The sequence below is a fragment of the Gammaproteobacteria bacterium genome (assembly GCA_028819075.1).
In the GTDB taxonomy this organism is placed as follows: domain Bacteria; phylum Gemmatimonadota; class Gemmatimonadetes; order Longimicrobiales; family Gaopeijiaceae; genus BD2-11.
Genome location: JAPPMM010000028.1, coordinates 87,594 through 108,422 on the forward strand (window position 1 = coordinate 87,594; position 20,829 = coordinate 108,422).

Annotated in this window: 15 protein-coding genes and 1 tRNA gene; 7 read left to right on the forward strand and 9 right to left on the reverse strand. The window is 66.9% G+C overall.

The features are described 5' to 3' along the window. Nucleotides 1-130: 130 nt before the first annotated feature. The gene (gene ilvN, locus OXU32_06640) at nt 131-628 is read left to right on the forward strand and encodes an acetolactate synthase small subunit (protein ID MDE0073643.1); all 498 of its coding nucleotides are present in this window, start codon (nt 131-133) and stop codon (nt 626-628) included. A gap of 87 nt (nt 629-715) precedes the next feature. Here ilvN and OXU32_06645 read toward each other — a convergent pair whose 3' ends face one another. Next, nucleotides 716-3,544: a prolyl oligopeptidase family serine peptidase gene (locus OXU32_06645; GenBank protein ID MDE0073644.1), complete on the reverse strand. Its 2,829-nt coding sequence runs from the start codon at nt 3,542-3,544 to the stop codon at nt 716-718. A gap of 223 nt (nt 3,545-3,767) precedes the next feature. On the opposite strand from OXU32_06645, the gene OXU32_06650 reads away from it, so the two are divergent. The 3 genes from OXU32_06650 to OXU32_06660 all read left to right on the forward strand — a co-directional run bounded on the left by OXU32_06650 (nt 3,768) and on the right by OXU32_06660 (nt 5,691). Then, nucleotides 3,768-4,925 (forward strand): fumarylacetoacetate hydrolase family protein, encoded by a 1,158-nt coding sequence (locus OXU32_06650; GenBank protein MDE0073645.1) that lies wholly within the window; start codon nt 3,768-3,770, stop codon nt 4,923-4,925. A gap of 236 nt (nt 4,926-5,161) precedes the next feature. After that, nucleotides 5,162-5,365, forward strand: coding sequence for a type II toxin-antitoxin system HicB family antitoxin (locus tag OXU32_06655; protein ID MDE0073646.1), 204 nt, complete (start codon nt 5,162-5,164; stop codon nt 5,363-5,365). Continuing rightward, nucleotides 5,362-5,691 carry a type II toxin-antitoxin system HicA family toxin gene (locus OXU32_06660; GenBank protein ID MDE0073647.1) on the forward strand — a complete coding sequence of 110 codons (330 nt, stop codon included), beginning with the start codon at nt 5,362-5,364 and terminating at the stop codon, nt 5,689-5,691. The genes OXU32_06655 and OXU32_06660 overlap by 4 nt, the downstream gene beginning before the upstream one ends. Here OXU32_06660 and OXU32_06665 read toward each other — a convergent pair. From OXU32_06665 to OXU32_06675, 3 genes are all read right to left on the reverse strand, one after another. After that, entirely contained in the window at nt 5,589-11,279 is a 5,691-nt protein-coding gene (locus tag OXU32_06665; GenBank protein ID MDE0073648.1) for a DUF3883 domain-containing protein, read from the reverse strand. The genes OXU32_06660 and OXU32_06665 overlap by 103 nt on opposite strands. After that, nucleotides 11,279-12,460 (reverse strand): hypothetical protein, encoded by a 1,182-nt coding sequence (locus tag OXU32_06670; protein MDE0073649.1) that lies wholly within the window; start codon nt 12,458-12,460, stop codon nt 11,279-11,281. Before OXU32_06670 ends, OXU32_06665 begins: the two co-directional genes overlap by 1 nt. A gap of 180 nt (nt 12,461-12,640) precedes the next feature. After that, nucleotides 12,641-13,720, reverse strand: coding sequence for an XRE family transcriptional regulator (locus OXU32_06675; GenBank protein MDE0073650.1), 1,080 nt, complete (start codon nt 13,718-13,720; stop codon nt 12,641-12,643). A gap of 119 nt (nt 13,721-13,839) precedes the next feature. Here OXU32_06675 and OXU32_06680 point away from each other — a divergent pair, with 119 nt between their 5' ends. Then, on the forward strand, nt 13,840-14,223 hold the full coding sequence (locus OXU32_06680) for a hypothetical protein (GenBank protein MDE0073651.1): 384 nt from the start codon (nt 13,840-13,842) through the stop codon (nt 14,221-14,223). Between the two features lie 36 nt (nt 14,224-14,259). On the opposite strand, the gene OXU32_06685 is transcribed toward OXU32_06680, so the two are convergent. The 5 genes from OXU32_06685 to OXU32_06705 form a co-directional block, all read right to left on the reverse strand. After that, nucleotides 14,260-15,939, reverse strand: a complete 1,680-nt coding sequence (locus OXU32_06685) for a DUF885 family protein (protein MDE0073652.1) — start codon at nt 15,937-15,939, stop codon at nt 14,260-14,262. A 39-nt stretch (nt 15,940-15,978) separates the two neighbouring features. After that, nucleotides 15,979-17,889, reverse strand: a complete 1,911-nt coding sequence (locus OXU32_06690; GenBank protein MDE0073653.1) for a Xaa-Pro dipeptidyl-peptidase — start codon at nt 17,887-17,889, stop codon at nt 15,979-15,981. A 232-nt stretch (nt 17,890-18,121) separates the two neighbouring features. Further along, nucleotides 18,122-18,316, reverse strand: a complete 195-nt coding sequence (locus OXU32_06695) for a type II toxin-antitoxin system HicA family toxin (protein MDE0073654.1) — start codon at nt 18,314-18,316, stop codon at nt 18,122-18,124. Then, nucleotides 18,313-18,534, reverse strand: a complete 222-nt coding sequence (locus OXU32_06700; GenBank protein MDE0073655.1) for a type II toxin-antitoxin system HicB family antitoxin — start codon at nt 18,532-18,534, stop codon at nt 18,313-18,315. The genes OXU32_06695 and OXU32_06700 overlap by 4 nt, the downstream gene beginning before the upstream one ends. Before the next feature lie 423 nt (nt 18,535-18,957). Next, nucleotides 18,958-19,030 (reverse strand) — tRNA-Ala (locus OXU32_06705). A gap of 118 nt (nt 19,031-19,148) precedes the next feature. Here OXU32_06705 and OXU32_06710 point away from each other — a divergent pair. Beyond that, entirely contained in the window at nt 19,149-19,745 is a 597-nt protein-coding gene (locus OXU32_06710) for an HAD family hydrolase (GenBank protein MDE0073656.1), read from the forward strand. A 7-nt stretch (nt 19,746-19,752) separates the two neighbouring features. Then, nucleotides 19,753-20,778 carry a PfkB family carbohydrate kinase gene (locus OXU32_06715; GenBank protein MDE0073657.1) on the forward strand — a complete coding sequence of 342 codons (1,026 nt, stop codon included), beginning with the start codon at nt 19,753-19,755 and terminating at the stop codon, nt 20,776-20,778. Nucleotides 20,779-20,829: the final 51 nt, after the last annotated feature.

The window sequence follows — 20,829 nt, forward strand, 5'->3', positions numbered from 1 at the left end:
CCCGTGGCGGGCACGGAAACGGATGGTGGTACCGTGGTGAATAGTCGAACAAAGGCACCCGAATGGCAAAGCCCTCCGGCGAGCCTGCATATCTTGCGATGCCAGCGCCATCCCGCAAGCTTAGACCGCCATGCGACACACCCTGTCCGTCCTGCTTCAGAACGAGGCTGGCGCGCTTTCCCGCGTCACCGACCTGTTTTCGACCCGGGGCTTCAACATCGAAAGCCTCAATGTCGCGCCGACGAAGGACTACGCCGTCTCGCGCCTGACGCTGGTCACCAACGGCTCGGACGAGACCCTCGAGCAGATCATGAAGCAGCTGAGCAAGCTGGTGGATGTCGTGGATCTGCGAAACATGACCGGGCGCGACCACATCATCCGCGAACTGGTGCTGTTCAAGCTGCGCCTGGCAACCGGCACCCGCGCGCAACTGGAGGAACTGGTTGCGGAGTTCGGCGGGTCGATTCTCGCCGAGCACGAAGGCCACTTCACCATCGAGATCACCAGCAGCGGCCCCAGGATCGACGGCTTCCTGGAGAGCGCCGGGCGGATCGCGGAGACCGACGCCCTGGTACGCAGCGGGGCCATGGCGGTATCCCGCGGCGCGCCCATGCGCTGGCGCGGCTAGCCTCCGAGGATCCCGCGCAGCGGTCGTCGCTCGGGACCGTGGACGAGATCCGGGAACGAGCGCGCGCGAGGACGGAACCGCGCGAGGCTACCGGCCCGGCTCCTCCTCGGAGATCGCCCGCACGCGGGTGAGCTCCAGCCCCAGCGTCCTGCCCTTCATGATGGCCGGCACCCCTTCCTCCATCCACACCGGAGCGGGCGCGCCCTTCAGGTAGTGGTCGAAGAACTGCTGCATGCGGATCGCCCAGTCCTTCTGGTTGTGCCGCTGCCTGAGGCCGTGGGCCTCGCCGTTGTAGTTGAGCATCCACACCGGCTTGCCCAGACGGCGTAGCGCCACGAACAGCTCGATCCCCTGATACCACGGCACCGCTCCGTCCTCGTCGTTGTGCAGCATGAGGATGGGCGTGTTGATCTTGTCGGCGGTGAAGATGGGCGAGTTTTCGATGAAGCGCAGCGGATACTCCCAGAGCGAGCCGCCGATGCGGCTCTGTCCCCGCTCGTACTGGACGGCGCGGCTGCGTCCCGACTGCCAGCGGATGCCCCCGTAGGCGCTGATCATGTTGGAGACCGGGGCGCCCGCCTCGGCCGCGGCGAACAGGTCGGTGCGCGTCACCATGTACGCGATCTGGTAGCCGCCCCAGGAGTGCCCCTGCACGCCGATCCGGTCCGCGTCCACGAAGCCTTCCTCGACCAGCTCGAGGACGCCCGGGACCACGGCGTCGAGCGCGCTCTCGCCCGGGTAACCGTCCCGATAGGGGATGTCGGGCACGAAGAGCAGGTAGCCGCGGCTGACGTAGAGGCTGCGGTTGATGGAGGAGCTGCCCGGCGCGGGCACGGTGTAGCCGTACAGACCGTCGGAAGAGCGCTCGTAGAAGTACACCATCATGGGGTACTCCTCCGACGGGTCGAACCCCTCCGGCTTGTAGAGGATGCCCTGGAGGGGGATGCCGTCCATGGAGGTCCACTCCACGATTTCGGCGGTGCCCCACAGGTAGTCGGACTGCTGCGGGTTGGCGTCGGTGACCTTGCGCCCGTCGTCGAGCTCCGGGCCCGCCACCCACAGGTCCGGGAATTCCTGGAAGGTGGAGCGGGTGTAGGCGAAGACCTCGGCGTTCCGCGCCCCGAGCAGGCCGGCGTAGCGGGCGTCGCCGGCGATGAGGGGCTCCGGAGCGGCGCCTTCGCCGAAGTCGCCCCGCCACAGGCCGGACGACTTGTCGTACAGGTGGAAGGACGAGAGGTACACCTCGCCGGAGGGCACCACCGGGTCGGCGGTGTCCAGGTCGACGTAGCGGAAGCGCGTGTCGGAGGCGCGCCCGGTGCCCCGGGTGAGGTTGCGAGGAGTGGCGCGGCCGGTGGGGTCGACCGACCAGATGTCGTAGCGGTCGTAGACCAGGAAGGCGGCATCGTCCGCCGTCCACCCCGCCTCCCCGTAGGAGCGAGAGAGATCCGGCCGGTCGTCCAGCACGTTGTCGAAGCCCGCGTCGATCGTGCCGGTGAGGTCGATCTCCTCCCCGCTGCCCGTGTCGATGGCGACCCAGATGCGCCGGACGCCGTCCCACCGCGTGATGTAGCCGCCGCCGGGCGAGAGTGTGCCCTGGCCCCGCACCCGCTCGGCCACCTGCCGCCGCGAGCCGTCCGATACGTCGATGGTGTAGAGGTCCACGTAGCTGGCGTCCCACGACACCAGTTGCCGGTACGGTAGGCCGCTCCTGCCCATCGCGACCGCCCCGTCGCCGTCGTCGGCCACGGTCACGTCGGGCACTTCGGTGGTGGCGAGCTGCACCACCCGGCCGCTCCCGAGGTCGAGCACCGCTTGGTAGCTGCGCTCCAGCTCGTCGTCCAGTTGCACCAACTGCATGGGCTGCAGCAGAGGGTCCTTCCAGTTCCAGATGTCCACGCGCACGCGCTCGTCCTCGGGTGTCTCGTCCTCGGGATCCGGAAGGGGCCGGGGCGCACTGTGGAAGAGGACGCGCGCGCCTGAACCGGAGAACGACACCCCGCCGTGTTCGCTCGGAGCCCAGCCGTCGGGGAGGGCCTCCGCGCCCGGGGCCACCTGGGCGGCGGCCGACCCCTCGCGCGCGGCGTACAGCGAAAAGGCGGGCGCCCCGGCCCCGCGGTCGTCGCGGTCGGTGAGGAAGGCGACCGCGCCGTCGTCGGCGACGGCGAGCCCGAGGTAGCGCCCTTCCCCGCCGGTGACCGTCTCCGCCTCGCCGGCCGTTCCCACGCGGAAGACGCCGTCGGCGGCGCCGTCCTGCCCGGACGCCGTGTAGTAGAGCGCGCCGCCGTTGCCGGAGAAGGCGTAGCTCACCGCATGGTCGAAGCGGCGCTCCTGGCCGGTGGAGAGGTCGCGCACCACCAAGTCGGTGCCGTCGTCGAGGCGGGGCGGCCCGTCGTCGTCATCGCCCTCTCCCCGCTGGGCGGGGCCCTCTTCCTCGTCTTCGTCATCGCCGGCGTCTTCGTCCATCAGGTACGCCATCCAGGCGCCGCCGTCGCCGGGCAGGCGGAACGACCGGACCTCCGCGACGCGCGTCTCCGACAGGTCGGACAGGTTCAGGATCAGCAGGGAGTCGCCCGGAGCGTCGCGCGACCCCTCGGCGCGGGCCGCGTCCACCGCCTCCTCCGCGGGCTCGACCAGCGCGACCAGGAAGCGGCTGTCGGCGCTAAAGCCCGGATCGGCCCCCCGGGCCACCGTTACGCGGCGCCCGTCCTCCAGGTGCTCCACCACCAGCGTGGCATCGCCGTCCCCGGGCACGAGCCGGTAGACCAGCCAGCGGCCGTCGCGGGAGAAGTCCTCGTCCTGGATCTGGTTCCAGATCGAATAGGCGTCGTGGTCAAGTGGGGCCTTCTGCTGCGCGGAGAGCGCGAGCGGAGCGGTGACCAGGATGGAAAGCGCGAGGAACCAACGGATCGTCTTCATGACCCACCTGCTGCCGGAGAGATGTACGCGGAGGGAGATCTGCGCGGAGGGGAACGGTAGACGACGAGACAGAGCCATGCAATCCGTTTGACAGAGTCCCGGGCCGGGCGTAACTGTGCAGTCTTGCGAAGGGTGCGGCGCGAACCCGCGGACTCGCTGCGAAAAACGCCCACCCGACCCAAGGCCGGAGTTGGTCCGAAGAAGTCAACCAGCGGAGGACAACATGCGCACTTTCCGGATCCTGGCCACACTGCTTCTGTTGGTGATGCCGCTGCCGGCGTCCGCTCAGGGCGCCCCGGACATCGCCGAGCCCTTCAAGGTCGGCACCTTCGAGATCGATGGCACGCCCACCGTGTCGCTGGTACTGCGCGACCAGCTCATCGTCGAAGTCGACGCCGCCAACACCGCTCTCCAACGCGATCCCTACTATGCCCGCGTCCAGGCCCCGGGAGACATGCTGGAGCTGATCGAGCGCTATGAGTATGGCCTCCAGCGTCGCCTCTACGAGGTCGTCAACCACCTGGTCGAGAACGACATGCTGGGCGCGGGCCGCCCGTCCTACGTACACGACCTCGAGGACGTGCGCACCCTCCCGCCCATCCTGTACCCGGGCAAGATCCTCAACGCCGCGGTCAACTTCTACAGCCACGTCAACGAGACCGGCACCGACGAGGAGCGGGCCGAGGCGCGGCGGCAGCGGCGTGAGAACCGGGGCGTGCCCTATCTCTTCCTGAAGCCGAGCAAGGGCGCGGTCATCGGCGACGGGGGCGAAGTGGTGCTTCCCTACGGGCGCGACCGCATCGACTGGGAGGTCGAACTGGGCGCGGTCATCGGCCGATCCGCCAAGTACGTGTCCGCCAACGACGCGGAGACGTACGTGTTCGGCTACCTGGTGTCGCTCGACATCTCCGACCGCGGCGGCCGTCCGCCGGGCGGCAACCCCATGACCTCCGACTGGTTCGTGGGCAAGGGCCACGACACCTTCGCGCCCCAGGGGCCCTGGATCGTGCCGAAGGAATTCTACGGGAATCCGATGGAGATTCTGCGCCAGACGCTCGACGTCGGCGACGAGCGCATGCAGGAGGCCACCGCCGGCGACATGATCCACTCCCTCTGGGAGCTGATCGAGTACGGCTCCTCCATCATCACCCTCTTCCCAGGGGACGTCGTCAACAACGGCACCTCCGGGGGCGTCGGCATGGGCACGGCGGTTCGGGGGGCACAGCGCTTCCTGCAGCCGGGCGAGCAGATCTCCGCCTCCATCGACGGAATCGGCACGCTGAACCTGTCGGTGGTGAGCGAGCCCGCCCCTCAGGGGCTCACGGGCGCGCACCTGCCGCCGGTGCGGACGTATCGGGGGCCGCCTCCGGGAGGGAGGTGACCGGCGGTAGCAGGGAGGAACACATCGGGATCCTGGTAGGGGGCTCCTCCTGACCAAGGTGACATGGTGTACCTTAGGTGCCCGGCTCGATACGCTCGCCCAGGCCGCGAGGGTGCTGGATCTCAGTCTGAGGGTCGAGCTGGTCGGCCAGGTGCGGCTGGAAAGAAGGGCCGCTCAACGAGGTCCCGGACGCACACGGCGGAATCGGATCCACCACACCAGCGGGACATGGCGTCATGAAGCTCACAATCGTTGTCCATGAGGCAGAGGAAGGCGGCTATTGGGCCGAAGTGCCGGCCATCAGTGGATGCGTCTCCCAAGGCGAGTCGCTTGACGAGTTGCTGGAAAACGTGAGAGAGGCGGTCGAAGGATGCCTCTCGGTTGATGCTTCGGATGTTCCAGTCTCGGGGACGGACAGAATCATCGAGATCGCTGTTTGAAGACGTTAAGCGGCAAAGGCTTTTGCCGTCTGCTTGAGTCCCGCGGCTGGCGGCTGAGAAGAATCCGTGGAAGCCATCACATCTACACGAAGGACGGAGTAGCCGCACGGATTTCGGTTCCAGCACGCAGGCGCAGCCGATGGATCCGGCGCGATGGGAAGGGCATGGGCTTCATAGCTCTTCTGGCCCGGATGGAAGAGTGTCGGCAGCGGATCGGTCGTCTTCACTGTCCTTCGATTAGCGCATACTCGACGGCCGCACCACCCTGGCGAACGAGCCGGAGCCGTTCACCCGGACCCGGTTCGCACGGGTTCGGAAGCCAGTAGCACGCTGGCTGCTTGCTCAGCGCCTTCACGATGCGCAGAATGCGCCACCGCTCGTTTCTTCTCGGGGCGATGCGGGATGCGGCGTTGAGCTCGCTCGACGGCAGCTCGAACCCGAGGCCGTCACCCTTCGTCGCCTTGACCTCGACGCACCAAGTCACTTCGTCGCGCGTGAACCGGAAATCGTAGCCGAGGCTGTCGCTGGTTACGTCCTCCTCAGCGTCCAGCAGGGGCACGACTTTGGTTCTGGACTCGGAGACCCATTCGCTCGGGCTGATGTCGAACTTGGCCTCAAGGAAGCGGAAGGCGTGCATTTCTCCGACGATTCCCACCAGTTCGGGGAGGTCGGGCGGGCCATGCCGGTGTGACGTCTTGCGTCCGCGCCGGGAGAGCTCGCTGTCGCTGGAGACGCTCGTTCGCATTCCGCCGCCCACGGCCGGCCCCGGCGGTGGTGGACCGATCCCCTCGACAAGCCCCGGGGGGTCGGGAAGCTTTAGTAGTCGGACAAAGAGTTCGCTATACGACACGGGCCCGCCGATTTCGAATGGCTCTCCGGCGACCTCGACGGTTCTCGCCTGCCGCTCCTTTTCGGCATCCTGTTGCACACGCCTCCCCTTAGTGCGTTCCAGGTCCTCAAGAGTGATGCCGAGCCTCTCGCGCATCTGCTCCATTGTCGCGCATTCCTTGACCGCAACCCAGAAGTCGCCATCGGCGACCGCCAGCTTCGCGCGTTCGAGCAGGTCGTCATCCGGCCAGTCCCGCAGGTACATGGAGGCGTCCGAGCGAGCTTCGAAGCCCCTCGCGCTCGACGTTGACTTGGCTCCCTTCTTCTTATTGCGCCACGCTTCGTAGCACTCGCGCACTCCGCAGACTAACCGACTGAGGCGGTATTGATTGCCGCGCGCCACTTCGCGCGGATCTGGATCCAGAATCACACCCTTTCGCTCGAGCGCCGACCGCAGGGAGCCAACCGTCGTCACGCCATCAAGGGCACCGCAATGCATCCGGACCTCAGGAATCTCCGTGAATTTCGCGCGGAGCACCCCAAGCACGGCGCTGAACGGCACCCTCCAATGGCTGGCGGACCACTCCGCGCAGAGACGGGTCCATTCCGTGCTGCCCTCGAGCTGCCCGTGCACTTGGTCGATCTTCGAAAACAGCTCGCCCTGATCCTCGATGGGCACCTGTGCGTCCGCCGTGGCGATATGCCGGGCGAAGGCTCGGAGCACGGGCGCGACTTCGTCCAGGTAGCGCTTCGCCTGGGCGTCGGACTGTGCATTGTTGACCTGCTCGTACTTGTCTTCGAGCACCGAAAGCGCCTTGTTCCATTTCGGAAGCTCCGCGTCGTTACCCAGCCTTCGCCATGCCGTGAATCCCATTGCAAAGTCGTCGTGGCAATCGCGGGCGGCCGCCAGCAGGTCCTCGGTCGACCATTTCGGGATACAGACGTTTGCTGCCAGCCACCTGGTGAGCCCTGCGGTGTCCGTCGCGGCCGTGCCAAGATCGTCGTGGGATATGCCATGGAGCTGCAACACCGGCCGAATCCGGTGAACCACGGTAGATGTCTCGCCCTCCCAGCGATGCCGGATGTCGGCTCCGGCCACGGCATCGATCTCTGCACGGTCCAAGGCCGCCTCGATCTGTCTCCCGGTGGGTCGCGGATTGCCGTCCAGTGCCCCGAGCACGAGACGAAGATCCTTGAGAAGATCCTGGCGGTCGAGAATCGCTTGGCACGCTGAGGCTGCTTCCTCGTAGGAGCCGTCTCGCATGATGTCACGGCGCAGGACAAGAATGCGTTGCCGCGAGAGCCAATGTGCCGGCGGCTCGCTGCGTGCGACGGATCGCTCCCCATCCCGTAGTTCCACTTGGATGGACAGGCACTGTTGAACACAGGCACCGCGAAGCCGTTTGGCCGCTCGCCGCCACGCCTCGGTCGCCGGTCCCGACGGGTTGGCGCCTCCGTGTGCGTGAAGGGCGAGCAGCACCATCGGAAGCCAGCCCAAGCCCGCCGCGTCGAGCGTTTGCTTTCGTTCCTCAACTTGGGCGCTCGGACGATCATCGATCAGGCAGTGTTCCTCCAGCCCGGAAGCCAGTCTCGCTCCGAACTCGACGAGACGGTCGCGAAGCGGCCTTTTCGACGCTTCCTCCGGCCGCATGGCGATGATCGACTGACCGTGTTCGCGCAACAGACGGGTGCGCCAACCATGACCGGGGAGATAGACGTCACTGAGCTCCTTGGGCGAGCGGACCGCCAACATCCGCGGTTTCGTGCGAACGATGAACCGTGTGGGAAGCTCTTCATCCAAGTCCAAGTGTCTCCAACCATGACGAATCTGGCCAAGGAGCACATCAAACCCGCCAGCGGGAATCGCGTCGTGGCCGGTCGCGCCCGCGCCGTCGGCGAGTGCCTTTGCGACATCGGCCAAGGCTTCCAAGAGGGCCGGTCCAGTCCTGTCGTCGTCGGTTGGGTAGACGTTGAGCCCGAGCTTCTCGAGCACTTCGAGTCGCTCTTCGTCTTCGCTTAGCCGTTGGGCCAACGGCAACGAAAGCGGCGACAGGTGGCGGAAGCGGCTGATCTGACCTCGAAGAAGGGACTTGGGAACGAACCAGCGTCGGTGCAGCGGTTGCAGGCCTTCGCGCGCGAGCCCTTCTCCACCGGGGCGGATGTCGTGAAGCCATGGCGCGGTGGACAGCCAGTGTTTGAGCGGGGATGTGATCCGCTGTGTCCAATCCCACCGGGCATGCCTCAATCCGATTGTCACCTCGTCCCAACCCTTCGGCCATCGCGTGAGGGACGTCAGAATGAGGCCCGAGAGGGCCGCATGAGTTAAGGCGTCGAGATCCTCACGATGAAGCAGGGGAAGCCAACAGACATCTTGGAGTTCGTATGGGAAGTCTTTGTCCCTCCTGGGCTTGACTTGCTCCAAAACGGCTTCGCGCCAGTCCGCCCACGCCGATTGCGGTACGGAATCGGGAGCCATGTCCGGGAGCATCGGACTGGCTTTTTCCATCCAATAGCGGATCGGCTCGCAGGCTTCGAGCCGCAGCCCGTCCACCACCCCCGCACGGGCGAACTGGTCGCCGCGATCAGCGAGGTCGGTCCTGTCCGGCTGGCTGCCGCCAGCGCCACGATTGTCTCCTTGGGGGAACCATCGGTCGTCGTCGGGGGGCAGGAGTGCATTCCGTAGGAGCTTCACGCCTTCCTCGCCAGGGAGGCCATCTGCCAGGGTTTGCAGGTGGTCGCCGGAGCGTTCGGGCCACCCCGGCCCGAACACGGCTTCCTTCATCGCGAACCAGCCGTTGGTGCAGGCAACGGGAAGTTTGGCCAGGTCATCCAACAGACCCTCCGGTTCCTCCGGGCCAATCAATTCCAGACTCCAAGCCAGCGCGTCGGCACACTTCCTCGCCTCGAGGCTGCCATGAGCGGCCGGCAGGTCCGGAAGCGACGGGACGATGACGACTCGGAGAAGATCGGCTCTCCGAAAGCTCTGCACGAACCGCCCGTCGAGGAACTTCTGGATTTCGGTCCGCCGGCGCTGTGGTCCTTCGTGCGTCTCTACGTCGTGGTGGAGGAATGCCACCCGCTCCTTGAGGGAGCCCGGAACGGAGCCGACGAAATCCGCAGCGTCGTCGGCACCGCTACGAGGCTGAAAGAAGATCCGAACAGCATTGGCGTCGGACGCCGAGAGCAGCCGTCCGTCCTCGGCGGGAAGGAATTTCGCCTCGGCGAGAGCATCGGCCTTCGGCTTCTTGGGCTCGGACCGCAGTCTCGTCGGGAGCAGGGCGAGCACACTCTCCAAGAACATGTTCCAGTCGGGCGGCACCTCCGAAGAACGGGATCGGTCGGCTTGGGCGTCCACCTGGTGCCGGCGGATCTGGTCGGCCATTCGCTTCAGGGTGTCCGCCCACTCCCCGTCCGTCGGATCCGGCGAGCAGTCCAGCGCTCGCAGAAAGGCCTTGACGGCCTCGCGCCGCTCGTCAAGCGTGGACGATGCCACATCGAATCCAGCCTGCCCGCGCCACTCCGCTTCGCCGAAGGGATCGTCGGCCGGGATGTTCGGCATCGTTCGCGCGATGGCGGGCCGCCGCCAGCCGCCATCGCACAGGATCAGCTTCATCTGATCAAGGGAGGTAAAGTCCTCCCGGCTGCGGCCGCGTTCATGGAGGCGGCGCGTCAGCTCGGGAGCGTCGGACGCCGACGAACCGGCCTGCGCAACCAGATCGATCACCGCCCGGCCCCGCCACGGCTCTGGGGAACCTTCCACCAGCTCGAGGACCGCTTCGAGTGCCCGGTCCGTCACCAATTCGAGCAGTAGTTCGTTGTATTCGTCACCGAAGTCGATCTTCTTCCGGTCCAAAGATCCGTAGAACGGAGCGTTCACATGCGCGCCGACACCAGTCTTCACCGTGGTGGGAAGGAAGATGACGAAAGCGCCCTCCCGTGCCTCTCGTGTCTCCTCGACCGCGACGGCGACCTTCACCTTCCGCACCTCCGGCCACCGATTCGGAAGGTGGCGGACGGCGGCGGCGACACGCTCGCTTTCCGTCGGCTGGTCCTCGCCGCCGAAGGTGCGGCTCCAGACGTGAAAAGACCGCTGGGTCACATCGCTGGCGTCCGCCGCCGACCTGCTCACCCTCAGTCGCTCATAACGGTTGGCCGGCACGGGACCGGAGCGTTCGGAATCGGCCTCGCGCTTGAGCTCCGTGCGATCTCCGTCAATGGCGATCCGCAACACCGACAGGTGACGCAGGAACACCATCGCCGCTTCGTCCAACGCCACGAGTTGCTCTCGAACCGACTGGACTGCTTCCGTCGCGCTGCCCGCCCTCCCCCCGTCCAGTAGAAGGCGAATGACCGTCACATGGCCATCTTCGAGCAGCTTCGCCACTTGGGGCGGTGGATCGCCGAGAAAACGCGGCAGTACGTAGGGCGACAGGTGCTTGACCTCTTCCAAGAGCCACGTGTCGACCTGTTCCACGGATGTGACGCTGTTCCCTGACACGCGGCTCCGGTATTCGTCGATCTGTTTCTCCGACCAGTCCACGACCGGTTCCAGGCCGAATGCGGGGTCGGTCGGCGCGTCGCCGTTGAAGAGCCGCATGGCCACTCGAGCTATCGGATCAAGCACTCCGGGGTGGAAGCCGAACGTAAAGGCGGGTTTGTCTTCCGCGGGCGCGGTCGACCAGACCTCCGGGCAAGTGGTCAGTTCGAGCACGCTCCGGAAGCCGAGCCCTTTGTTGCCAACACTCTCGTTCGGATCCTTGGGGCTCTGCGCGAGTTCGCAGATTCCGCTGAAATCCTCGGGACGAAAGGGCCGCCCGCTGTTGGCGATCAGCAGTTCGGGCTGTTCGGCAGACGGGTTCAGGACGAACGAGATCTGGCCCGGGTCGTCGCTGCCGCCCAGGACATCGTGGGCATTCTGCAACAACTCCAACACGGCTCTTCCCCGGTACTCCTGCGCCACCTGATCGCCCAGGCTGGCGACAGTCCGGTAGTTGGTCGTCCCGTTCCTCAACTCATCGAGAAAGGTGCGCACCTGACGGCGGGCCTGCTCCTCGATGATCCGTTTGCCCTCCGGTAGACCACGCACTACGCCGCCCGTTCCAAGCGAATATCGTGCGTGTGCCGAGCCCGCAACGCCTGCTCACCCTCGGGCTCGCGGTAGAAGATGAGGGACGGCAGCCGCGACTCGTCCGTAACGGCATCGGTCGCATCGATCCACTGCGCGGCGCGCATCTGCGCCGCCTCGAAGTCCCTCCGAATGTCCCGAACCTTGTCCAGCTCCGCGGCCAGATCCCCAAACCGCAGGCCACTGGGCAGAAATCGCCGCATCGGCATCAACACCCGGGGCACCACGCCCGTTGACTTGTCCAGTTGCCCCTTCAATTCCCTGTGGTAGGCTCCGACCCGGTCGTCACCGCGGACCTGCCGGAATCGCTCGGCGTACCCTTGGAGCTTCTCCCGGAGCCGGGACAGACGGAACTCGACGACATCGGGATCGTTCTGGATCGCCAGGAGCAACTGGAGCACGTCGATCTGGACATCCTGAAGACTGGCCAGGAAGAACCGGTTGAGATCCGAAACCGCGGCCCGCGCGCCCTTCTCCGACTTCACGTCCCCGCTCATCAGGAGTCCGTACTTGGAACGCAGGACACTCACGTCGTGATCGATCTTGGCCAGTCTGGCCGATACGTCGCTGGCGAACCGGCGGGAGTGTTCGAATTCGGACCGGATTTCGTCAATCCGTTCGGCCGCGGCTTCGAGCCTTGCGTAATCCTCGGCGTCCAGAAGGGCTCGAACGCGCTCTACCACGTCGGAGAGACGACCGAGCGTCTGCTGCGCTCGATCGAGGCGTGCACACAGCATGACCGACGAGACGGTCGAGAAGAGCATCATGGGTGCGACAACCGGCACCAGGGCACTGCTGGCGGCAACGAACGGGGCCTGCGCAACGATCCCGGTCGGACCCATTACCGCCGAGCCCACCCCGGTGCCGATGGTCATCAGCGTCGCGGGATTGGCGGTCGCCAGGAAGACGTTGCCGGCGAGCAGCGACGACGCGGCGGTGCTCCCGGTGCCCAGCATCGGAAGGAGCCATTTGGTGTCCACCACTCCGCCGGATTGGAACGGTTGATCCGTGGACCAGGATGCTCGCAGGGCATTGCTTGCGTCTCGTCCGAGGTCGACCAGGGCGATCGAGCGTCCTTCGTGCGTCAGGATCTGGCCGACCGGGGTGTTCGGGACTTCGTTCCGAGGATCAAGAATCTCCATGTATCACTCTGGTTTCAGGAGAGGGGGACCTACCGGCCCTGCGGGTCGACGCAACCTCTCGCGGGCCATGCGAGTCGGGCAAGATACCGCGTACGCCCACCGGGCGACCGCGTCAATCACCTGATCGCCCCCTGGTCCTTGAGAGGGCATTGCCCGCGTGGAGCCGATTGCTTAGGCCCCTCATCCCACCCCTGGCCCGCTAACCTGCCACTCTACCACCTCTAGCGGCTCCCCCAGCAGCGCCGCCCCGCGAACCGGCGAGATCAGTTCCTCTCCCACGGCACGCCAAACCAGCCGCCTGAAGCGCTGCGGCTTCTCGAACGCACCGAATCCCTGCTCGTCGCCCATCGGTTCCGGTTCCGTCGTACGCCACGACCGGGCGAACGTCGCGAACGCGCGCCGGACCGCGGACGCCCGCAGCACACCCACCTGACCGAGGCGGACCAGCATGGCCGCCGCCGAGACCCCGTAGGTGTGCTTGAGACGGGCGATCTCGTAGTAGGTGACGCGGCGTCGCCTCCCCCCGACCTTCTCCAGGAGATCCCGCGCGGGGACGAGGAACGCGCCCGCGAAGCGGTTCATCGCCGCCTCCAGCTTGATGGCCGGGTTGCCGGTCGACCGGATGATCTTGTGCGCGAGTTCGTGGGCCAAGGTGAAGCGTTTGCGTTCGACGTTGGTCCGGCTGGACACCAACACCGCATCGGCGACGATCCTCCCCCGCCCGATGGCCCGGCACGCGAGACCGCTGATGCGCTCGGGGAGGTCGGCCTCGACCACCTTGATTCCCTTTTCCTCCAGCAGGGCGCACAGGCTGGGTACCGGATCCATGCCGAGGTCCCACGCTTCCCGGAGCTCTTCAGCGCGCTGGTCGATCTCGGCCTCGGTGGCGATGCGGTCGCAGCGGCAGTGCTCCAAGCAGTCGGCCGCGGGCGGAATGCCGAGAATGTCCTCGATGGTCAAGTATCGCTCGAGGTTGTCGGTCAGGACGGCTTCGGCCCGGGCGCGGTCGCGGGCGGAAGTGCCCGAGTCCTTGCGGAACACGAGGCCGTCCAGCACATCGACGCGGTCGCTCATGAGGAAGTCCAGCGAGACATCAAGCGCGTCGCCGAGGCCGACCAGGACAGCCGACGAGGGCATCATCTTGCCCGCCTCGTACTTGCTGATGGCCTGCGCGGTGACCTTCGGGTCCATCCGCTCGGCAAGCGCTCGGAGGGAAAGGCCTGCTCGCTTGCGGGCCAGCCGAAGCCGTTGTCCGAACATCCCGTTGCTCCCCTTCCGCATGACCGATGGTTGACATTCTACACACAAAGCGGTATAGATGTCAACTTGCAGTTTAGGAATTGCTCCGCAGACTGCGGAATGGGCAGCAGGGAGGGGACGTGGACAACGGAACGCAGCAACGGCCGCACATCATGGAGTTGATCGCAAACGCACCGTGGCGCGAAGCCGTCACCTACCGGAAGACGTGGCCCCATGAGTACGTCGTCGTCAAGAAGGATGGGCAGGAGGAGCTGTTGGCCGCGTTCTGCGAACGGATCGACCGGGGCGAGGGCGTCGAGTGCCGGTTCTTCCACCAGACACGCCGGTATCTCTTCCTCGACGACTACAAGTACTGGATCATGGTGGAGTGCGAGGAAGTCGACCTCGACGCCGGGGACGAGGTCCTGAACCGGGCGCGCCTGTACCGTGACCGGCGAGACTTCGTCATCCAAGGGGGCGATACCGGAAGGCGGGAGGACTATCCTGCAAGCCCGGCGAATTAGCGGAACAGCGGCGCCCGCCCTCCGGATGCGACTAACTCAGTCCAACTCAAGAATCGGATCCTTCTCGCCGATCATCTCCCAGCGCGTGAGCACGATGGGGATCACGCCGGCGCCGTAGAAGGCGTCGAAGAAGCGCTTGACGGTGAAGTCGTCGCCCTCCTGGATGGCGTACTCGGACATCAGTTCCTCGATCTGGATCTTGCCGGTGACGTAGCTGGTGCCGTATCCGGGCTGCCTGAGGTAGAGGCTCTGCTCGCCGCGCACCAGATCTCCCTCGGTAAGCCATCCACGCGGCGTCCAGGTCATCGCGTGCTCGACCGCCTCCTCCATGTCGAAGACGTCGCCGTGCAGGTTGAGCCCGCTCAGGGCGCGCGCCGCCCGCTGCGCCAGCATGATCCAAACGAGTTCGCGTGCCCGGGGCGAGTTGTCGTCCAGAAGCCCCAGATGCATGAACATCTCCTCGACGCCGGTCGCCAGGCCCTCGGAGCGTGAGTCGAAGATGTTGTAGAGCGAGGGCACGGCCCGGATGGGGCTCGGGTGCGGGTCCTCGCGCATGCGCGCCAGCTCGATCCAGTGGTGCATGTGCGGACGGAAGGCGTCCGGATCGCGGTAGATGACTTCCTGGAAGAAGTTGCGCAGTTCGCCGGGCTCCACGGGCGAGAAGCTTCCGTTCACCGCCCTGAGCGCGGGATCCATGTAGTCGAAGATCGTCTCGACCTCCTCCTCTTCGAGGAACCGCATGTAGAGGTCGACGGACTCGTTCAGGCGCCGGTCGTATTCCTCCGTGGAGGCGATGCGCTCGAGTTCGGGCAGAGCGCGGTTGCGGTTCTCCTCCAGCCGCATGGAGGAATGCGAGCGCGCCAGCTCGCGGCGCATGAGGGTCACCTGCTCCTCCCACGAATACGGGACCAGGTGGACGTTCTGCATGTACCAAGTGTAGTTGTCGGCCCCGACCCCGGACGGCCCGGTGCGGGAGGAGGCACCCTCCTCCAACCAGACGCTGAAGTCCTCGGAGGCGGCGCGCGCGTCGGCGATGGCCTGGTCGAGATCGGCGCTGGTGCCGGCGACCTGCTGGGCGTAGGTGTCGAGGTCACGGGCCTGACCGGCGAAGTCGCGGACGCCTGCCAGCCAGAGATCGCGGGCGTTGGAGTCGGCGAGGTTCACGCGAGCCTGTTCCAGCAGCGCCGGGATGGCGCCGATGCGGGCCGTGAGTTCCGCCGCATCCGCGTCCGACAGCGGATAGTCGTAGGTCCAGGTATCGACCCAGCCGTGGATCACGGCGCCTTCATGGGCCGGGACGTCGCTCTCCGCCAGGAACATGATCACATAGAAGGCCGGATCGCGCGCCCATGGCCGGCGCACACGGTGGTCGAAGTCGAGCCCGTTCATCTCCGCCCGCACCAGGTGCCAGTCGATCTGCTCGGCGACGGGCCAGCTCTCGGCGGCCAGGGCGTTCAGGCGCAGCTGCCACTGCGGGAGCTCGGCGTGCTGGCGCGCCATCGCCGCGGCGGAATAGTCGGGGACGCCATCCACGAATTCGGGCATCTCGAAGGCTCGCCACTCCTCGAAGAGCTGCACCAGGTCGGCGTGGGATCCGGGGCCGGCGGCGATGGCGGAGTCCGTGGGATCCGCCGTACACCGCACGAAGAGGACTCCGACCACGATGAGCGCGATCCCGGCGATGAGGGGAGAGGGACGAAGCTTGCTGCGGGACATGACGGCCTCCCGGATCTGTGGTCTTCTTCGATGCTTGATTCAGTCGATGCCCAGCGCTCGTGCCAGCGCCCCGCGCCCTCCCACGACAGGCAGGTCGAGGGCGGTTCCCGCGAGGTCGATGGTGAGCCGGGTTCCGGGCTCGGGATGAAGGGTGAAGTCGGCGTCGCTGGAGAAGATCATGAGCCCGATCTGCTGCCCTGCGGGGATGATCTGGTCGTCTGGCTGAAGGTCGAAGGCGAGCTCGACGAACTCGCCCGGGACCAGCGGCGCGCTCTCGCGCAGCGAGGCCGCGTTCTGCGGGTCGGCCCATCCGCGCGTGATGAGGTTGCCGTTGATCGACGCGCCCTCGGTCCAGGGAAGCGACACCAGCCAGACCGAGAGGTTGGCGGCGGCGCGGTCGGCGGCGAGTCGGAGGGACACGCGGGAAAGGCCGGACAGGTGGACGTCGTCCGCGAGTGCGGGCGTCGCGAACAGCAACCGATGCTCCGAGGCCTCCGCCCCGGCCAGCTCTGCGCCGGAGAAACCCGCGTCGTCGGTGAGCGACTGCTCCCCGACATCGGAATCGGCCTCGAGCGAGAGCATGCCCCGCGCCCGTCCCTCGCCGGACGGGTGCAGGCGCACCGGCTCCGCGTCGGGATGGGGATAGGCCGGATAAGGGGTGGGGCTCAGGCGGTCGTCGGCCCCGCGCACGATCCAGGCGCCCGGATCGTTCTCCACGCCGTTCTCGATCCCGTACAGATACCGGGAAAACCAGCGGTTCATGAGGCTGAGCGGCGGCTCGCCCCCGTGGCCCCCCTGGTGGTAGTACACCTGCACCGGCACGCCGCGGTCGCGCAGCGCGGCCACGATGCGGTAGCTGTGCTCGGGCATCACGTTCCAGTCGTTGAAGCCGTGCGCCATGAGCGTCGCGGCGCGCACGCCATCGATGTGGTTGAGGTAGTCGCGGCCGGCCCAGAAGTCGTTGTAGTCGCCCGAGGCGCGGTCGAAGCGCGCCTGCATGAGTTCGGTGCGGACGGTGCGGTTGCAGTAGTCGCGGTTCTCCATCGGGCCGCTGTTGATGAAGTCGTAGAGGACATCGATGTCCTCGCCGGGGTAGCCGCCCGGCGAGCGCACCAGACCATGCGACCGGTAGTAGTGGTAGTACGACGTGTTGGGAGCCACAGGGATGATCGCCTCCAGCCCCTCCACCCCCGTGGTGGCTGCGGCCAGCGGCAGGGTGCCGTTGTAGGAGGTCCCGATCATGCCCACGCTGCCGGTGGACCAGTAGGCGCTCACCTCCTCCCCGCCGTCGGCCGCGGTGAAGCCGCGCGCACGCCCGTTCAACCAGTCGATCACCGCCCTGGGGGCGAGGGATTCGTTCTCGCCGCCCACGGTGGGGCAGCCCTGCGACTGGCCTGTCCCGGGGGACTGCGAGTGCACCACCGCGAAGCCACGCGGCACCCAGGTGGCGATGTGCGAGTTGGAGATGACCGGCTGCTCCTCGATGTGGTCCATCGAAGGCATCACCGTGCGCGGAGGGGGCGGCTCGCCTACCTCCTGCCGGATGTCCCAGAAGTAGTCGAAGTTGAGGCCGCCGGTGCCGGAATAGTACGGGCTGGTCTCGTAGATCACGGCGACCTCGAGCCCGGTTTCGGTCGCGGCGGGGCGCGTCACGTCCACGTGCACGCGGTCGGGAGCGCCGTCGCCGTCGGAATCGAAGTCGGTCTCGACCCAGAGTTCGTGGCGCACCCAGGTGGCTGAATCCCCGAACTCGGGGACGACCTGCGCTTCTCCGTCCTCGAACACGGGCCGGGGGCCGTCGTAGCAGGCCGCGGGGGCGAGCAGCGGCAGGGCGGCGAAGAGTGCGCATGCCCGCGCGAGGGAGAGGAAGCGCGGGGTGGTGTCGGAGCGAGTCGGCGTCCTGGCGAGACGGGGGCGGTTCGGACGGTACACGGGACGGATCTCGGTCATGGGCTCAGGTCACCGGGTCGTTGCGACGGTCGGGCCGGCGGGCCCCGGACGTGGAGCGAGCAACGTAATCGATCGACCGGAGAATGGCACCAAATGGAGGGTTGCTGCAGAGCCGGCGATGGGCCGCCCGCCTTGCTACTCCAGCACGCTCAACACCTCGTCCCTGCGCGTCGCGGTAGAACTTCATATCAGCTTCGTCCGCACAGTTGGGCGGCGAAGAGCGCGTCCGGTCTTAGCTTTCTGGCGGACGGGGCACTTGGAGGTCTTTGCAGATCTTTCGCGCGAGGTCCCGGTTGATCTCGTTGTGCCGGGGAATCGTCGAAACCTTCTTGGCCATCCGGTTGATGTAGAGGGTGTGGTTCCCGCCCTCCCGCAGGAAGGCGCACCCGTGTTCTGTCAGGTGCCGCAGCAGATCGCGGCGCTTCACGCCGTGACGGTGATCGGCTCTCTGATGACCGCATCCCCGCCGGCGTCCTCGCGGGCCAGGGTCCGGTTGGCTTCGACCACCAGCGCGACGGCTTCCCGAAGGTTCGCTCGAGCTTCCTCAAGGGAGGCGCCCTGGGTGTTGGCACCGGGGAATTCTTCGATGAAGGCGATGTAGCCCTCGGGAACTTTCCGGAACACCGCCGTGCATTTCAGGTCCACAACTGCCTCCTTGCGATTGGAGTTGCCGCTCTGGCCCAACGCCACCTCCACGAGTTGGAGGGTCGATACCGATTCCGGACATGTCCGAGCGGGATCGCCCGCTGCCCGGTCCGGGAGAAATATACAACTCCGGACTCGCGACGGCGCGCACCGGATCATCAGCTTGAGGAGGCCAAATGAACGAGAACGAGCGCTCTACCGCCCGAGGTCTCGACCCTGACACCGCGCCCGACCTATCGAGGAACGGCTGGCCGGAGAAGTTCGCCAAGGCGCCCGTCCGTCGAGGGCGTCCGCGGAACGCGCGTCCGAGAGTATCGACCACTCCTGGCTAATCTTCCGAAGCCCTCCTCTACACGATCTCCATTGCCTGCGAGGTAGCCTCACGCCTCGTAGGAGCCTCTGACCCCGAAGACTCAGCGGAAGTGGAGCCAGCCGGAATCGAACCGGCGACCTCCTGCGTGCAAAGCAGGCGCTCTCCCGACTGAGCTATGGCCCCGAAGAGGCAGGAATGTAGGAGCGGGAGACCCGTCGTTCCAGTCTCGCGCGCGTTTCGCGCGCACCGCGACCAAGGCGGGGCTGCCCCCTCCTTCCCGGGCGCGATATACTGTCGCATCATGTCCGCCGCTCGCACATGCCTTCAGGGAGCCGTCTTCCTCGACCTGTATGGCACGGTCGCGCGCGAGGTGGGCTACATCAATCATCCCGACCGCTTCCGCCTGCACGACTTTTCGGGGGAGGCCATCCGCCTGCTCAACCGGGCCGGCTACCGGGTGTTCGTGGCCACCAACCAGTCGGGGATCGCGCGCGGGTATTTCACCGAGGAGGTGCTGAACGAGGTGCACCGCCGCCTGGTCGACGCCCTGGCGCGCGAGGGGGCCCGCGTGGAAGCGGTGTACCACTGTCCGCATCTCCCTCCCGAGGGACGGCCGGCCGTGTGCGACTGCCGCAAGCCCCTTCCGGGGATGTTGCACCGGGCGGCGTGCGAGCACGGGGTGGACCTGACTGCTTCCTGGATGGCCGGCGACATGATCACGGATGTGGAGACGGGGCATGCTGCCGGAGCGCGCGGAATTCTGCTGCGCACCGGCTACGGGCGCGGCCAGATCGAGTACCTGCGCCACCGCTGGCGCGTCGAGCCCGACCTGATCTGCGACGACCTGCTCGCGGCCGCGCGCGCGATCGTGGCCGCACTTCCACAACACCCGAGGTGACGAGGACATGGACCCCGACGACCGGTTGAAGCGCGCGCGCGACGTGGCCCTCAGGAGCGTCGACGCACTTGCCGGCCGCCGAATCCTGGTGGCGGGCGACTTTCTACTCGACCGGTATCTCGTCGGACAGGCGACACGCCTCTCCCGCGAGGCTCCCGTCGTCATCATCGAGCACGAGAGCGACGATACGAGCCTCGGAGGGGCGGGAAACGCCGCCCGCAATGTGCACGCCCTGGGCGGGGAGCCGATTCCGCTGGGATTGGTCGGACGCGACCGGGAGGGAGACAGGGTGGTCGAGCTGTTCCGGGCGGCGGGCATCGATACGCGCGGGATGCTGCGCGACCCGGAGCGCCGCACCGTCACCAAGACCCGGATCCTCGCGGGAGCCGCCAATACCGTCAGGCAGCAGGTATTGCGGATCGACCGGGGCGGGGAGTACGGCGCGAGCCGGATCGACGACCTTGTCAGGCGGGCTCGCGCGCTTGTCTCCGATGTCGACGCGGTACTGCTCTCGGACTACGGCTACGCGACGCTTGCGCCAGCAGTGCGTTCCTGCCTGATCCAGGCGGCGCGCAACAGGAACATTCCGTCGTGCGCTGACTCTCGCTATCAGCTGTCCGAGTTCCAGGGCGTGACCGTGGCCACCCCCAACGAAGAGGAGTTGGCGGGGGTCCTCGGCCGCGTCCTTCGCAGCGACGCCGATGTCACAGCGGCCGGAAGAGAGCTCCTGCGCCGCCTGAACGCGCGCGCCATGGTGGTCACGCGCGGAAGCCGGGGGATGAGCGTCTTCGAGCGCGCCGGGCATTGTCGGAACATCCCGCCTGCCCGCAGGGGAGAGGTCGCGGATGTGACCGGGGCCGGCGACACGGTTGCAAGCGCGCTGGCGCTCGGGCTCGCGGCCGGCGCGGACGTCCTGGGCGCTGCCGTGCTGGCGAACGCGGCCGCTTCGGTGGTCGTCGGGCGCCGGGGAGCCGCCACTGCGGCGCCCGGGGAGGTGGCCCGCGCGCTCGAGGCCTGGAGGAAACTCGTCTGAGTGGACTTAGTCGATAAGACTAAGTCCAGACAGGTGCGCGAGGGAGTGCGC